We start from the raw sequence: 15,553 nt of genomic DNA on the forward strand, positions 1-15,553 counted from the left end.
CGTGGGATGTTCTGCGGAAACTCGAGTACACGGATACTGCAAAGCGCACTATTCCTTGTGGAATCAAGACCGGAGCAAAGGCGTGTTTGAAAGCGATTGGAAGCGATCGCAGCGACCGCTACCGCATGTTGAGCGCTGCTCGATTCTCGGCTGCGTCCACGACGGCGACCATATCGCGGACATCGAGACGCACCGATACCGCTATTGCGAAGGCCACCGTGAAGCGTGGCGGACATGGCTGAAAACGGTCGGTGCCAAGCCAGACCGGGGCGCTTGGAAATGCTGGCTCAGCAATCCGGCAACCACCGCCTCCGTGACGCCGCCTGCCGTCCGTGGGCAACTGTCCCTGGTGAAGCTTCCCGTTCAACTGCAGCGCGAGATTCGATACGGGCTGCACCGACACGCGAACACCGCCCGACGGGCTCGCTGGCGCCCGACGGCTCTACAGGAAGTGATCGACGCGATGGCACGCGCTGGCGTTGATTCGCTTGCGTCGCCGCGCGTCGCGGAACTCGAAACCGCCAGCCCTGCAGGGTCTATGGAACGGCGGATTCTGCATAACCTTCCGATCGCTGCTGGGCTTGATGCTATCGCCCAAGACCGCAGAACAGCTAGACCAGTACTCGCAAGGCGACACAAACCGCCGCCACCTATGGGACCTGTCCGCGACCTCGCTGCGTCGCCTCGGACGGAACCCGAGCGAACTCCTCGCCGCACCGACTAACTGCCGGCTTTGACCGAAGTCGAGACAACCAGAGACGACCACATCTCGTATCAGCTGATCGGGCCGCTTTCAATCAGCCGCAATACCTGGTCTGGACGGCTACCGGGCCAAAAAGAATGCATAGCCCATGTCGCCCCAGCTGCCTGGAACGCGCCGAGGTCGGTATCGCGGCGAGCTACGACTGCAACATCGAACCCCTCAACGTCACCACGGATCTTTGCGACCGTCTCGAAAATGTGCTCGATGTCTTCGGGGTCGGCATTGAGCGGAAAGAGCCCGTCATACTTCGCGGCTCGGGCAACCGGTGGTCCACTGGGTCGCACACTGCCGAACCAGATCGGTATCCGAGGCTGCTGGACAGGGCCCAACGTCAGGCGTACGCCGTCTGCGACGACATCATCGGTGCTATTCACCGTGACGCCCGACCACAAATCAACCAACACTCTCGTCCCGATATCGAGCACGCGGCCACGCTGGCGGGCATCGGTGATCTCGCCGAACGCAGACAGTTCACGCCCTGCGTCGGTGCCAATACCAAGTCCTAGGGTCAGTCGACCATCGCTGAGGTGATCGAGCGTGACTGTTTCGCGCGCCAATTTGATGACTCTGCGGCGCGGAAGCGGAGTGACCATGGCGCCCAACCTGATACGACTGGTCACCGTGGCTGCTGCTGCCAAGGTAACCCAAGGGTCAGCGATGGCCCATTCGCCGGGCACCGGACTCAACACGTGGTCCCAGATATACAGCCCATCCCATCCGTGGCTTTCAGTCGCCAACGCGATATCAACCAGGGCACGCGGATCAGCAAGATCGCCAAACGGCGGCAGATAAATAGCGTGGCGCACAAAACCAAGGGTAACTGGCTCCGAAAGGTTCGAATCCGCGATTGTTGCGAGCCGCGAGCTAGGCCGAAGACCTGCGCCGCACGGCTGGCTGGGATCACGAACAACCCATCGCAGGAAGGCTGCTGAGCCATCGGCGCCGCCGACCCCTCCGGTCTGAGACAACTGACCGGTGGCTCGCTGCTGCCGCAACCGCTGGTGCAGTTGTCTTCTATCCGATCAGCCCCCCCCCCGGAAACGACAAGCCGGTTCATGAGTCGCTCCAATAACCGGCGCCCAGGCTAGGCGCTTGCTGGTTCCTGAGGATGCCAGTCAGTGCCATCCTGATTCAGGAACCGCTCCGCGATGCCACCGTCTCGGGTCAGGGTGACAGTTGCGAATCCGTTCATCGCCCGCCCGCGATGTTCTGCGACGTCATCGGGGTACGGGGTACAGGCGAATCCGGCAATGGGTTTGCCGGGTCCGGTATGTGACGCGAGCTCGATTGGCGGTGCCATCGGCAAGCTACCGTGGCCGACACAACGAGCGCGGACATCGGGACCACCGGCTGCGGCGGTCGAGTAGACGATGCCGTTGTGGGCATGTCCCCAGTACCAGACATCGGGCGCTCTGCCGAGCGCGTCATCGGCGATCACGTCGTCCCAAATGTTCGTAGTCGCGGTGCCATCGTGCGTATAGGCATTGTTGTGAGTCAGGAGAAAGATCTTCTGGCCCGTGCGCTCGGCCTGCTCTCGGATGGTCTCCCGCAGGAAAGTCTTCTGCGCAGTGTCGTTGATGGCGCCGGCAAGTTGCAGCGGGCTCATGTCGTGGTATGCGGTGTCCAGTCCCACGATCAGCCACTCACCGAAGTCGACGGAAAAGTAGCTCGTACCCTGTTGTGCAGCGAAAGTTGCGTGGCGCATCGCTTGGTCGAAGTAGCCGATCCCCCACCCGTACATGTCGTGATTTGAGTTGATGTTGAAGGATCCGCGCCGACCGGGCTTCCAAGTCAACAAGAAATTGTCATAGAACGGTCGGCTGCCGATCGGGTACACGTCGCCGAGATGGATGGTGTAATCGATCGGCAGCGCGTCGATCTGCTGCATGATGGCCTCAGCCGGGCACAGTTGACCGGGCCCGTCTGCGAACGACCCGCTACCCCAGTCACCGACGATAGCCAAGGACAACATGTCGGTGTCGGCGATCTCGATGCGGGCCGGGTTGGTCGCGAAGGGAGCCTTGATCGACGGGTCAAGGCAGAGCGCAATGTAGTACGGAACAACAAGCGTCCAGGCCGGATCATTGAGCGACCACGGATGATTGCTCAACAGGTTGCCGTTGGCGAGTGGGAGGCCTTCAGCGATGTGAGGCTGCCACTCGGCAAGCAAATCGTTGGTTAGCAGCGAATCCGGCATACCGAGCTCTTTGAAGCAGGCGACCCAGCGGTCCGGGAACAGAGCATGCACCTGCGACAAGATCAGGGCGCCATCGAGGCCGTGGCGAGGCTCAAACGGCGGTCCAGCCGACATCATCCGCACAATTTCTTGTTCGAGTAGGAGCAGAATCTGCCAGGCGAACTGCAGCACCGGCGGCGGCTCGGAATGACGCTTGCCAAACCAGGAATCATCTGAGGTCAGCCACTCCAAGTCGCGCAAAAAGAAGCTGAGCGCCTCCTTGGTAAAGCCATGTGGTTGTTGCAATACCTGACCAAACCTGATCGAGTCCATATCCACGGTGAGCCAGGCTATCGGCTGCTCATAAGTTGCGTCGGTGGCTCGATCACCCACACGCCATCGACGCCGCACAACCCGCCGCTCGTGACATCTGCTCCTGGATCATTCTGAGGCGTGCACCTTCAGCGCACAGAGAATAGCTGCGCCTCATGCCGGTACTGCTATGCCTCGCAAAACGTTGTCGATGCGGGTGGGGTCAATGTCGCCGGATTGATCGAGTCCGGCTAGCTGGCGCCATGAATGGATTGCGTGGCGGGTCAGATCTAGCACACGGGCGACTGGGGCATCTCCTGTTGCCAGGCCGTGGGTCCGCACGGCGCTGCCGGCTAGAGCTTCCAGAGCCGCCGGGTCGGCAGGATCAATGGGCGCCGTCGACTGGCATGCGGTCTGAATGGCGTAGTGCCCAACAGGGGTTGTGGCCCAGTTCATCGCGAGGTCGACGGCACGAGCATTCCGATCTGCAGCAGCCCAAACCGCCCGTGGGGCGTTGTCGCCCGCGGCGGCTTTGCGGTGTAGCTCGGCGATGTCTTGAATCGCTTTGATCGTGGTGAGTTTGGCGTAGCGAATAATTCCCCAGGTCGGGCTGGCCAGCAGTTCAGCCACCCACGCATGGATCACGCTATGGGTGACATCCGCGGTTCCGACCGTCTGCCAACCAAGTTCGAGTGCCAGCAAGCTGGGCTCTGGCGCTAGGTAACCGTCAGGGCCGGCCAGCAGGTCGTTGCAGGACTGAACCAATACAGCTAGCGGGCGCGCCGAGCACGCCGGGAAGTCGGTGATCTGAGCGTCGCCGTTGATGTAGGAAATGACGTTCATGGCGCATCCTTTGCCCGACCCTCGTTGGTGGGAGCCTTTGGCCAGTCTCAGTGGATTAGTGATGCGGTCCAGATCCATGTCGGTCCCCTTTCCTCTGATCGCACTGCATGTATCACGGTGAGCACCGGGGGTGGTGTTCAATGCGTCGGACCGTCGTCCTAACGGCCCTCGCCAATCGATACCGCCGGGTCGACGACTGTTGTGCGAGACTCCTCCACTGTCGTATCGACAAACGATAATTTCCAATAGGATTTTTGATGTGATCGATTCAGATTCTGATTGGTTTGAGGTGCTTGCGCCGCAACTCCGTATCGCGGTGGCGGTCTTGGAGGAACAACACATCACGCGGGCGGCCCACCGGCTGGGAGTTCCGCAGCCCACCGTGACCTCGGTCATGCGCCGTATCGGCGCGTCGATCGGCGCGCCGCTGGTGCAGCGATCGGGCCGCAGGGTGGTGCGGACCGCGGCTGGACGTGCGTTTCTACCCGCCGCCCAGAATGCGTTGCGCAGCTTAGCCGTTGCCCGCCAAGAAGTCGGCGACGTCGTCGACCCCGACCATGGTCGCGTGGCGCTCGGCTTTGTTCACAGCCGCGGGCTGCGTGATGTTCCCATGCTCATCGACGCGTTCTTGGCCGCACACCCCGACATCACGTTCGAACTCCACGAAGGCCCGACGGATGAACTCATCGACCACATGCACAACTGCGCCATTGATGTGGCAATCGTGGCACCCGTTCCAGCCGACCCGCGACTGGAATCGGTCACCCTCGGCGACGAGCGCCTGTACTTGGTTGTCGACATCAGACACCGGCTCGCCGGGCGCCACAGCGTCACGCTACGCGAGGCCGCCGGCGAGTCATTCATCGCGTTGACAGCACCGCACGGCCTACGACACGTGTTCGACCGCCTATGCGACCACGCAGGTTTTCGGCCGACTCTGGCATTCCAGGGACAAGAGATCGCCACCTTGCGTGGCCTCATCCGCGCCGGCCTCGGAGTTGGGCTGCTACCCCGCAGCCTTCATCCCGAGCCCGGAATCGCCGAGATCCCCATCAGCAGCCCGGACGCCCATCGCGAGGTGGGAGCAGTATGGATCAAAGACCGACAGGTACCCCCAGCGACGAAAAGCTTCATCACATTCCTCAAAGACTCAGGCGCACGCGTGCTCGCCGATTCCCATTGATTGTCAACGCTTCACTTCTCGATGGCCTGCCAGAAATGTGTCGGGTGTGCACTGGCCGGCCTTTGACGCCGACGAAGTCATCGAAGGTCCTCAAACCCGCGCGTGATGAACATCTCACCCTGCTAGAGCGAACCCGTACGTCACGGCATGCCGTGGCCGCTCAAGCCACGCTCAACTAAGCTAGCGTCGTTGACGGCAATGGAAGACGTTCCGTAGCAAGCCGATCAACCCCCTGACCACCATGGAGGACATCACCAGCGCGTGAGCAACTAGCACAACCAGCACCGGTGATGCACCGCATAAGCCGCCCGACCCCCCGCGTCGATCAAACAGCGGCAACCCCAGCATGTTTCTGTAGCCGATACCTTGGAGGACACGGCGTTGAGCCTAGGTAAAGTCGCGTTGGTAACTGGCGCATCAGCCGGTATTGGCGCAGCAACCGCATTGCGTTTGGCATCCGACGGATTCACCGTATACGGGGTCGCACGGCGCGCTGACCTCTTGAACGACTTAGCCGGTGTACGTCCGATCCAGGCCGACATCACCAATGATGCACAACGTCGGGATTGCGTGAATCGTGTCCTCGACGAGACCGGCCGCATTGATGTCCTCGTCAACAATGCAGGTTCCGGACTGTACGGCGCCCTAGAAGACATTCCCCTTGAGACGGCGCAAAAGCTGTTTGAAGTCAATCTCTTTGCACACGCCCGGCTAATTCAGCTATTTCTGCCGACGTTTCGAGAGCAAGGCAAGGGCACAATCATGAACGTATCGTCGATTGCCGGCAGGATTTATGCGCCGTTTGGATGTTGGTACCATGCATCGAAATTCGCACTCGAAGGCCTCAGCGACAGCCTACGAATCGAACTAAAACCGTACGGCGTGCGAGTTGTTCTCATCGAACCCGGCGCCATCGATACCGACGGACTACGAGGCGCCGGCGAGTCCTTGCGATCCAACTCAGGATCTACCTACTACTCCACCAGGGCCAACGCAGCAGCACGCTCAATGGGGGAACTAGAAAGCGTTCCCGCCACAGCTGTTGCAAACAAAATCGCTCTGATTGCCAACCGCCGCCGGATTCGGACCCGCTACATCATCGGTAAGGGCGCAAAAGCCGCGGTACTGATGTACCGGATCTTCCCGGACTGGTTGCTCGATCGCCTCATAGAAGTACGCCTTCGCCAGCATATGGAACCTGTTCCAGCTTGCGTCGACGGCGTAGGCATCTAACCGCACCGCATGCAGCCGCTGCCGCACCGCCCAATCGTGCTGAGCACGTTTAGCCCAACGCCATCGAACTGACGCGGGCGCCCCGAACTGCCACACCACCGTGGGCAAGTCGCGATCGCTCCCCGATGCGCCTACGGCAACACGATCACTGATACACGCACAGACGCGCACGCGGTATCCTTTGATGCAACTGTTGTCGGCTTGAACCCGACAACTCGCTGCATCTCCCCCGGATAGGAATTAGGTACTTGTGACATCTCCCGACCTCCCTCCAAACGGCGACAATTCCCCTCCGTCCGGCGCCGCGAGCAGGTGGTCCTAATCGTTTAGTAGGGATTGGTTACCGGTCCGGGTGTTGGTGACCGGGGCCTGTTTCTTGCGGGATCTGCCGTCAGGTGACGTCTGGTGTTCCCGTCGTTCGACGACTTGAGAAAGAGCGGCGCGTCTGGCGGCAGGTCTTGTCGGGTTGGTGGTGAGATTCCGTTGCCCGAGCCCGTCGCAGGGGTGACTTCCTGATGGTTGTTCTCGAGCCTTGAGCTCTTCGACAGAACGAAGTCCTGCGATGTGCTGGAGTCACGGACGGCTAGTGAGATGACGGACCTTGGAGTCCCGCGATTAGGGCGCCGCGTGAGTCCACCGGTAACGGCGCAACCATCCACCGACGAAAAAGTGAGGACGTCTTGGGCTTGTTTTGTGGAATCGACTGGGCTACTGAGCATCACGATGTTGCTGTGGTTGATGACGACGGGAGGGTGGTAGCCCGTGCACGGCTGGGCAATGATGCGGCCGGGTTCGCGCAGCTGTTGACGTTGCTGGCTGAGGCCGGTGACAGTGCCGCTGATCCGATACCAGTGGGGATGGAAACTGATCGTGGCCTGTGGGTGGCGGCGCTGCGAGAAACTGGCCGGGTGATTTATCCGATCAACCCGTTGGCGGCTTCGCGGTATCGGGCACGGTATGCGGTGTCGGGGGCCAAATCCGATGGTGCCGACGCGGTGCTGCTGGCCAATATTGTGCGCACCGACCCCGGCGCGCACCGCCCATTGCCCGCCGACACCGAGTTGGCCCAGGCGATCCGGGTGCTGGCCCGCGCTCAGCAAGACGCGGTATGGGCACGTCAACACATCGGCAACCAGATTCGCGATGTGCTCAAAGATTTCTACCCGGCGGCCATCACCGCGTTCGCCGACCTGCCCGAGGGCGGGCTGGCTCGTCGAGATGCGCGCACCATCTTGGCTGCTGCACCAACCCCCACCCAGGCGACCAAGCTGACCCCGGCCCGACTGCGCCGACTGCTGGCCAAGGCCGGCCGCCGCCGCCATCTCGACCGTGACATCGAACGGTTGCGGGAGGTGTTCACCGACACCTACCTGCACCAACCACCGGTCGTGGAGAACGCGATGGGTATCCAATTGGCAGGGCTGCTGGGTCAGTTCGAGGCTGCCTGCACCACTGCTGCTGATCTCGCCGAGGCGGCAACCGCCCATTTTGAGCAGCACCCGGACTCCACGATCATCACCAGCTTCCCCGGACTGGGGAACCTGGCCGGTGCCCGGGTACTCGCCGAGATCGGTGATGACCGCGCCCGCTTCACCGACGCCCGCGGACTGAAAGCATTCGCCGGAGCCGCGCCGATTGGCTGGTCCCCGATATCGGGTCCACCTGGAATTAGAGCCAGGTTGTTGTTGATCTGGATTTTAGTTGATGTCGCAGGCTATGGGGTGATGGGTGTGGCTGCATTGGGCAGCGTATTCGGCCGGAGTGCGATAACCCAGCGATGAGTGGCGGTGGCGGTGGTTGTGCTCGTGTTTGAAATCGCTGATCACCACCTTGGCTTCGAGCAGGTCAGTCCAGTAGTTGCGGTTCAGACACTCCTTTCGTAAGCGGCTGTTAAAGGATTCAATGTAGGGGTTTTTCCAGGGCTGACCTGGGGGGATATAGGTCAGCCCGACTTTTCCGTCGCAAAACTGCTGCAACGCTTGAGAAATCAGCTCCGGCCCGTTGTCCATGCGCAGCACCGTGGGCGGACCCCCGGCAGTGGTGAACACTCGCTCGAGCTCGTCGACCAGCGCCTCGGCGGTGATGGAGCGTGCGGTCATGTCCAGCAGCGACTCGCGAGTGTGCTCATCGAGCATCGAGGCGATCTTGACCGACCTGCCGTCGATAGTGGAGTCAAACTGAAAATCCAGCGCCCACACCACCTTGGGGGCATCGGCGATGATCGGCGGCACTGAGGGCACACCACCACGTTTGCGTGGGGAGCGGACGGCGACTTGCAGTCCCTCTTGGCGCCACAGCCGGTGGATCTTCTTCTTGTTGACCTGGTGATGCTCGTCGTAGCGCAACGCCGACCACGCACGGCGAAACCCGTGACAGGGGTGTTTGCGGGCGTAGGAACGCAGCCAGGCCCGCAGATCGGCATCCGGGTCCGCCGGGGTCTGGTCGATACGGACACGTCGGTAGGTTGAGCGGGCCAGCCCAACCGCTTGGCACGCCAACCGTTCTGAGATGCCCTTGACTTCTGTGAGCATGTCCACGGCGCGGCGTTTGGCGGCTGGGCTCAAAATTTTCCCTTGGCCACCTCACGTAGGGCGTCTTTGACGAGCTCGGCCTCGGCCAACAGCCGTTTGAGCCGCCCGTTTTGCTCGCGCAGTTCCTTGAGCTCGCGGGCCGCATCGAGATCCATTCCCCCGTAGGCTCGGCGCCAGTTGTACAGGGTGGCCGCCGATACCCCCAGCTCGGCAGCGATCTGCTCACCGGAGCTGCCGCCGGCGGCCAGCTCATCAGCTCGGCGCAGCTTGCGCACAATGTCTTCGGCGGCATACCTCTTACGACCAGCCATTTCCTTGTCCCTTCCAGCCCACGTTTAGGGCCACGAGACTCTAAAACAAGCTGGACTCATTCACGGGGAACACGCCACGATCACCCGCGCCAGCGGCAAGAAAACCCTCGTGTTGCACCGCCATATCAAGAACCGGCGCCTGGCCGCCGTGGGTCCCATCTGGGCTTTGGCATCGCTGCGCGCCTCGCCGGGCGCCCGTCGCCACTACGACACCCGCCGCGCCGCAGGAGACTGGAACCACCAAGCCCAACGACATCTGTTCAACAAATTCCTCGGCCAACTCCACCACTGCCTGCAAACCGGCCAGCACTACACCGAACATCTAGCCTTTCCACCTCCTCCCTCGCTCGTGGCTTGACTTTTAACTTCGTGAGATGTCTTTCTGCGTCGTCTCATTCGCTCAAATCCCGCCCCTCCCGCCACAGTTCCTACCCATCCGTCGTCGCCCGATGAATCCGACATCTACGAAAAGACTCCGGGTAGCCTCCTCGGCGACATACCCGATTCCCAAATCCCCCGGGCTTATGAGCCAGCTCCACCTCTTCCACCACCCAACCCCCCTAAAAGGAGCAGCCTTAATCCGGCACTCGTAACCCTGGACGATGAAGACCGAGAGGGTCCATACATCGCCAAAGACGATCCATGGCTGCAGGATGACCCCAACGCGCATGTATATGACGAGATTTCAACCAAGTTTGGCATCAGTCGCGCTTACGAAAGAACGCCATACGAACACCAATACGATGAAATTCCACCGCGCTCTACTTTCGCAACTCCGGCTAAATCTCCCGATCCCCCGCAATCATCCAAATCGTTAAAGTCGATTGAACCCCCGCAATCGCCGGACTCCCCAAATTCCCCCAGACCTTTTCAGAACGGCCTTCCCGGCGAAGAAGACCCCTACATGGAATTATTACAAGATTCCAGTTCAGGCACCTCCGACCAAGCCCCCAAACTAGACAGCGCTGCCGCGATCGATCCCGAAGGCGAAAATAAGGGGGCACGAAAGTTTACAAATAAGGATTCCGCCATCTCGCTCGGCAGCAACACTGACAGCTATTCGGGCGCGGCGAGTCCACAATCCGACACGTCACGGTCTACTGACGCTACTTTTGCCGCGAATACGATGGCCACATCCCCCTCTGGGGACGCCGTCATGGTGTACGACTATGACGATCTCGCACAGCGGGCGGCCAGTTTGCGACACGTTCTTTCAAAGTCCGAATCAACCTTGACTCAGATCCACAGCTCGCAGACATCTCTTGCAACCAGTTCTCAGGGAAACACCGCAGAAACCGCTCAAGAAGTGTTAACCGGGCTCACGAGCGCTAACCGCAGTATCATCGCCACCACCAGTAGGCTCATAGATGCCCTCGACCTAGCTGTCAGTCAAATGAGATCTACCGAACAGCAATGGGCGCGGCAGTTCAACGTATAAGAAGCCAGGGCCCCCTGAAAAATCGCAGCCGAGCCAACGGCGCAGCCTCAATTCGCTGAGAAATGCGGGCCAGCGTCCCCACTGTATGCGAGTACCGCCACAAGGAGTCGGACGAGGAGTGCGTAACGCGCGCTAGGCCGTGACAAGCCGCGTCCATTAAGCAATGGTCTGGCAACAACAGCGCGCCGACCTGGCGGACGCCTTAGCCTTCGACGCCAATGACGGTCTGGTCACCGCGACCAATAGCTCGCCCAAAGATTATTCACCAGCTAACACACGGGTGAACCCGGATCTGCCGCCCAGCACGAAAACATGTGACTATGAAGAGGACCTGAGAGGAATGCCATGCCCCAGGAAGCCTTCATCTTCGAGGCCATTCGCACGCCCCGCGGCAAGCACCGGAACGGTTCGCTGCACGAGGTCAAGCCGCTGAGCCTGATCGTCGGATTGCTCGACGAGACCCGCCGACGGTTTCCCGACCTCGATGAGAACTTGATCAGCGACGTCATCCTGGGTGTGGTGTCGCCAGTGGATGAGCAAGGCGGCAATATCGCCCGCGCCGCTGTGCTGGTGGCGGGTTTTCCTAACACCACCGGCGGCGTGCAACTCAACCGGTACTGCGCGTCAGGTTTGGAGGCCGTTAACACCGCTGCGCAGAAGATTCGATCTGGATGGGACGACCTGGTGCTAGCCGGCGGTGTCGAATCGATGTCTCGCGTACCGATGGGTTCTGGCGCCGGAGCCTGGTCGCACGACCCTGCAACCAATTACGACACCTCTTTCGTGCCCCAGGGCATCGGCGCCGATCTGATTGCCACCATGGAAGGCTTCTCTCGCGACGACGTCGATGCCTACGCCCTTCGCAGCCAGCGGCGCGCCGCCGCCGCTTGGTCTGGCGGCTACTTCGCCAAGTCAATCGTGCCAGTCCGAGACCCGAACGGCTTGGTGATCCTCGACCACGACGAACACATGCGACCCGACACCACAATGGCTGGATTGGCCAAGCTGAAGCCGGCGTTCGCCACGATCGGTGAGACAGGTGGCTACGATGAGGTCGCTTTGCAGAAGTACCACTGGGTCGAGAAGATCAACCACGTGCACACCGGCGGCAACAGCTCCGGCATTGTCGACGGGGCCGCGTTGGTTCTTGTTGGCAATGAAGCTGCCGGCAGGTCGCAGGGCCTGACACCGCGGGCGCGCATAGTCGCTACCGCTACCAGTGGGTCAGAACCAACGATCATGCTCACCGGCCCGGCACCGGCAACCCGCAAGGTACTCGACCGCGCCGGCCTGACCGTGGCCGACATCGACCTTTTCGAGCTGAACGAGGCGTTCGCGTCGGTGGTGCTGAAGTTCCAGCGGCAACTACGGATTCCTGACGAGAAGCTCAACGTCAACGGCGGCGCGATCGCGATGGGCCACCCGCTGGGCGCCACTGGCGCCATGATCACCGGAACGATGGTCGACGAACTGGAGCGGCGAAACGCCCGCCGGGCGCTCATCACGCTCTGTGTGGGCGGTGGCATGGGCGTGGCCACAATCATCGAGCGCGTCTGACCACAACCGCGCCAGCGGTGGCGCTCGCACTCACGACCGACCGACCGACCGACCGACCGACCAGCATCACCTCGATAGCCGGCCCGCTGGAACACCGCCGCACTGCAATCTCGCCAACTGCGCCAACACAAGCCCTTGCAAACCCAAACGCGATGTCCGCTCGATGCCCAATACGATTGCAGCCAACCCGGTCTGGCGTCAGCAATCGCGCACCCCTAGCGTGCTGGTGGCGGTCACCCGCCAACGCACCTACCAGGCACGCACCACGTCACCATGCTGCGTGATCCATGTGTGCATCGCGATCCCGGCGGCAACACCGGCATTGATGCTGCGGGTCGAGCCGAACTGCGCGATCGACACGGTAATCGCCGCACCCGCGCGGGCCTCCTCGGTGATACCAGGGCCCTCCTGACCGAACACCAGCAGACAATCCAACGGCAGCGTCGTCTGCTCCAGCCTGGCGGCCCCAGGGATGTTGTCCACCGCGACCACCGTCAAACCTGCTCCGACCGCGAAATCCAGCAGCGCGGCAGTGCTGTCATGATGACACAACCGCTGGTAGCGATCAGTGACCATGGCGCCGCGACGGTTCCACCGCCGACGACCGACGATGTGCACGGTGTCGACCGCGAAAGCGTTGGCGGTGCGCACCACCGAGCCGATGTTCGCATCATGGCCGAAGTTTTCGATCGCTACATGCAGCCGCTGACGGCGTGTATCGATGTCGGCGATAATCGCTTCGCGGGTCCAGTACCGGTAGGCGTCGACGACATTGCGCGTATCACCGTCCCGCAACAAGACTGGGTCATATCGGGGATCGCCAGGGAGCTCACCAAGCCAGGGCCCGACGCCACCGGCCGGTAGACCCCACTCGGTCGGACCGGGCTCAGCCTGATCACACTGCGGGTGATTCGCGCCCACGGAGTCAGGCAATCCAGGCTGCGTCATCGGGCAGTCCACACAGCGGCATGCGTGCCAACAAGCGCAACCGTTGCGTACAACAACGCCTGAGTGATATCACCCTGCGTGCACAACGATGCTTTCACGTGGACTGCGTCCAGCGACGCGTCAGGCAAAATCAGCACCGCCGATCCGTACGTCGCACATGCTGGACTCAGTCCCTTGCCAGGCAGAGTCGGCGCGGCCAACAGCATCATCGGGCCACCCCGCGCGGCAGAATCATCACGGTACCGCGCCGAGAGGGCATCGGCTTCCAGCCCCAACAGCATGAAGCCGTTGCCGGTGAACACTGTCGGATCACCGAGCTGCGCCTTAGTCAACGGGGTACCGTCGGCGCGCCAGGCCGACACGCTCGTGGTCCTGACCACCAGACCGGTGTCGTTGGCGTTCGTCGGCAACATTCCCACCGGAAATGCGGCCGCGTAAGCCGCCGCCGTATCCGGAATACGATCGCGCGGGGAGTAGACGTATACGCCGCGCACCGCGCTGCGGTCGGTCAAGGGGCCCAGACAGACCGTTCCGGTCAGCCGTTTGGGGGGCGCAGACAGCGGCGCATTGACATGCGGCCTGTCAGCAAGCGCGTCATCGCAGCTGCCCAGTCCGGCAGCCTCGATCGGGTGCGCCAGCGCACCATAGAGCCCATAGCGAATGTCCTCCGGTTTGGCATGCGGCGCAGGCGGGTCGGTCTGAGACGCCAAACTTGCCGAAACGTCGACCAGCACATAGTCACCGTCCCAGCGCAGATTGGACACACCCATATTCCAACCCAGCACTGCCAGCGACTCGCCCATTCTGGCGCCTTGAGCCCCGTAGGAACGATCGACATGGCTTGAACTCGAACAGCCCACCAGATACGCGGCGGAGGCTAGACAGACGAGCAACGCCATGAAAGTGCGCATCGTGATCCCGCCCAGCACCTAACGCAGCCCTAGCTCGTCAAGGCCCAACACGCTGCGGTACGGCACTCCCGCAGCTTCGATTGCCTCGGCTGCCCCGGTGGCTCGGTCCACAACGGTCGCCACACCGATCACCTGGCCACCCGCGTCTTGGACCGCGCTCACCGCTGTCAGCGCCGATGCGCCAGTCGTGCTGGTGTCCTCAACCACGAGCACCCGCTCACCGGAGACTTCCGAACCCTCGATCAGTCGTTGCATGCCATGGGTCTTCACCGACTTGCGAACCACGAACGCATCGATCGGACGACCCGGCGAGTGCATGATGGCAGTTGCCACCGGATCGGCACCCAGGGTGAGTCCACCGACGACCGAATAGTCCCAATCGTGGGTAAGTTCGCGCATCAGTCGGCCGATCAACGCCGATGCTCGGTGGTGGAGAGTGGCACGGCGCAGGTCAACGTAGTAGTCGGCCTCCTTGCCAGACGACAACGTGACGCGGCCGTACACCACGGACAACCGCCGCACCAGATCTGCTAGCTCGCCGCGCTCACGTTCGATCTGCTCAGGTCCGGCCACGGCCACCGCCAAATCGTCTCGTGGCCGCCCGCATCAGCCTTCTCGGCATCACCCGGCCGGCGCCAACCAGATACGTGTATTGCATACCGGGGACACTAATCACCTTGCCGCGCGCGATATCGGCGAGGCTTCCACGAACCACATCGTCAACCTCGAGCCACAAGAACGACGGCAGGCCGGCCATGTCGATACCTGCCCTACTGTGGAACTCAGTACGCACAAAGCCTGGACACACCGCGTGCACACCGACGCCGGTGCCGGTCAGCCCGTTGGCCAGGCCCTCGGTGAACGAGACCACCCATGACTTCGATGCCGAGTACGTCGAACCTCGCCCGGGCAACAAACCGGCCACACTGGCAACATTGATAACGGTGCCGGTGCCCGCGTCCAGCATGGCCGGCAGCGCTGCTCGGGTCAGCTGCATGACAGCCGTCACGTTGACGTCAAGTTGCTTCTGCAGCAACGCGGGATCAGCCGTCCAGAATTCTCCGGACGTTCCAAAACCGGCGTTGTTCACCAGAACTCGCACCCCCGCGGCCAGCCGGCTGGCGACCTCGTCGCGGGCCGCCGCATCGGCCAGGTCGGCGGGCAGAATTTCGACGTTGACCACCCCAGCCGCCAACTCGCCGGCTAACTGGTTCAGCCGGTCAAGGTCGCGTGCGACCAGAATCAGGTCGTAGCCATCACGCGCGAGGTGTCGCGCGTAGCCGGCTCCTATCCCCGAGGTGGGCCCCGTAATCAGGGCGACAGGACGCGGCATGAGCGACAGTGTAG

General features: G+C 61.9%; 12 protein-coding genes and 2 pseudogenes. 6 read left to right on the top strand and 8 right to left on the bottom strand.

Annotated elements, in window-relative coordinates; all coding sequences use genetic code 11:
• Positions 1-774 precede the first annotated feature (774 nt).
• From ACO07W_RS09170 to ACO07W_RS09180, 3 genes are all read right to left on the bottom strand, one after another.
• Positions 775-1,569 (bottom strand): LLM class flavin-dependent oxidoreductase, encoded by a 795-nt coding sequence (locus ACO07W_RS09170; protein WP_421842568.1) that lies wholly within the window; start codon positions 1,567-1,569, stop codon positions 775-777.
• Positions 1,570-1,847: 278 nt separating this feature from the next.
• Positions 1,848-3,332, bottom strand: a complete 1,485-nt coding sequence (locus ACO07W_RS09175) for a metallophosphoesterase family protein (RefSeq protein ID WP_421842570.1) — start codon at positions 3,330-3,332, stop codon at positions 1,848-1,850.
• 93 nt (positions 3,333-3,425) lie between these two features.
• A complete protein-coding gene (locus ACO07W_RS09180; RefSeq protein WP_421842572.1) occupies positions 3,426-4,094 on the bottom strand; it encodes a hypothetical protein in 669 nt (222 codons plus the stop codon).
• A 259-nt stretch (positions 4,095-4,353) separates the two neighbouring features.
• Between ACO07W_RS09180 and ACO07W_RS09185 the strand changes: the two genes are divergently transcribed.
• The 3 genes and pseudogenes from ACO07W_RS09185 to ACO07W_RS09195 all read left to right on the top strand — a co-directional run.
• Positions 4,354-5,277, top strand: a complete 924-nt coding sequence (locus tag ACO07W_RS09185; RefSeq protein ID WP_421842574.1) for a LysR family transcriptional regulator — start codon at positions 4,354-4,356, stop codon at positions 5,275-5,277.
• A gap of 402 nt (positions 5,278-5,679) precedes the next feature.
• Positions 5,680-6,510, top strand: coding sequence for an SDR family NAD(P)-dependent oxidoreductase (locus ACO07W_RS09190; RefSeq protein WP_421845896.1), 831 nt, complete (start codon positions 5,680-5,682; stop codon positions 6,508-6,510).
• Between the two features lie 686 nt (positions 6,511-7,196).
• Positions 7,197-8,147, top strand: a pseudogene (locus ACO07W_RS09195) (IS110 family transposase); the annotation flags it as partial.
• A gap of 60 nt (positions 8,148-8,207) precedes the next feature.
• On the opposite strand, the gene ACO07W_RS09200 reads toward ACO07W_RS09195, so the two are convergent.
• Positions 8,208-9,352, bottom strand: a protein-coding gene (locus tag ACO07W_RS09200) for an IS3 family transposase (protein ID WP_421840069.1) whose coding sequence is annotated in 2 segments (ribosomal slippage) — positions 8,208-9,085 and positions 9,085-9,352 — 1,146 coding nt in all. Because the reading frame shifts where the segments join, the coding sequence is not laid out codon by codon here.
• Positions 9,353-9,425: 73 nt separating this feature from the next.
• Between ACO07W_RS09200 and ACO07W_RS09205 the strand changes: the two are divergent.
• From ACO07W_RS09205 to ACO07W_RS09215, 3 genes and pseudogenes are all read left to right on the top strand, one after another.
• Positions 9,426-9,710: pseudogene (locus ACO07W_RS09205) on the top strand (IS110 family transposase); the annotation flags it as partial.
• A 546-nt stretch (positions 9,711-10,256) separates the two neighbouring features.
• Positions 10,257-10,790 (top strand): WXG100 family type VII secretion target, encoded by a 534-nt coding sequence (locus ACO07W_RS09210; RefSeq protein ID WP_421842576.1) that lies wholly within the window; start codon positions 10,257-10,259, stop codon positions 10,788-10,790.
• Between the two features lie 345 nt (positions 10,791-11,135).
• Entirely contained in the window at positions 11,136-12,347 is a 1,212-nt protein-coding gene (locus ACO07W_RS09215) for an acetyl-CoA C-acetyltransferase (RefSeq protein ID WP_421842578.1), read from the top strand.
• Positions 12,348-12,596: 249 nt separating this feature from the next.
• Here the strand turns inward: ACO07W_RS09215 and ACO07W_RS09220 are convergent, their stop codons facing one another.
• Genes ACO07W_RS09220 through ACO07W_RS09235 form a run of 4 tightly spaced genes read right to left on the bottom strand, consistent with a single transcriptional unit; the run spans position 12,597 to position 15,539 of the window.
• Positions 12,597-13,295, bottom strand: a complete 699-nt coding sequence (locus ACO07W_RS09220; protein WP_421842580.1) for a TrmH family RNA methyltransferase — start codon at positions 13,293-13,295, stop codon at positions 12,597-12,599.
• Entirely contained in the window at positions 13,292-14,206 is a 915-nt protein-coding gene (locus ACO07W_RS09225) for a hypothetical protein (protein WP_421842582.1), read from the bottom strand. The genes ACO07W_RS09220 and ACO07W_RS09225 overlap by 4 nt, the downstream gene beginning before the upstream one ends.
• 18 nt (positions 14,207-14,224) lie before the next feature.
• Positions 14,225-14,761, bottom strand: coding sequence for an orotate phosphoribosyltransferase (gene pyrE / locus ACO07W_RS09230; RefSeq protein WP_421845897.1), 537 nt, complete (start codon positions 14,759-14,761; stop codon positions 14,225-14,227).
• Positions 14,762-14,765: 4 nt separating this feature from the next.
• Entirely contained in the window at positions 14,766-15,539 is a 774-nt protein-coding gene (locus ACO07W_RS09235) for an SDR family NAD(P)-dependent oxidoreductase (protein WP_421842584.1), read from the bottom strand.
• Between the last annotated feature and the right edge of the window lie 14 nt (positions 15,540-15,553).

This window comes from Mycobacterium sp. (assembly GCF_965230835.1).
Lineage (GTDB): Bacteria > Actinomycetota > Actinomycetes > Mycobacteriales > Mycobacteriaceae > Mycobacterium.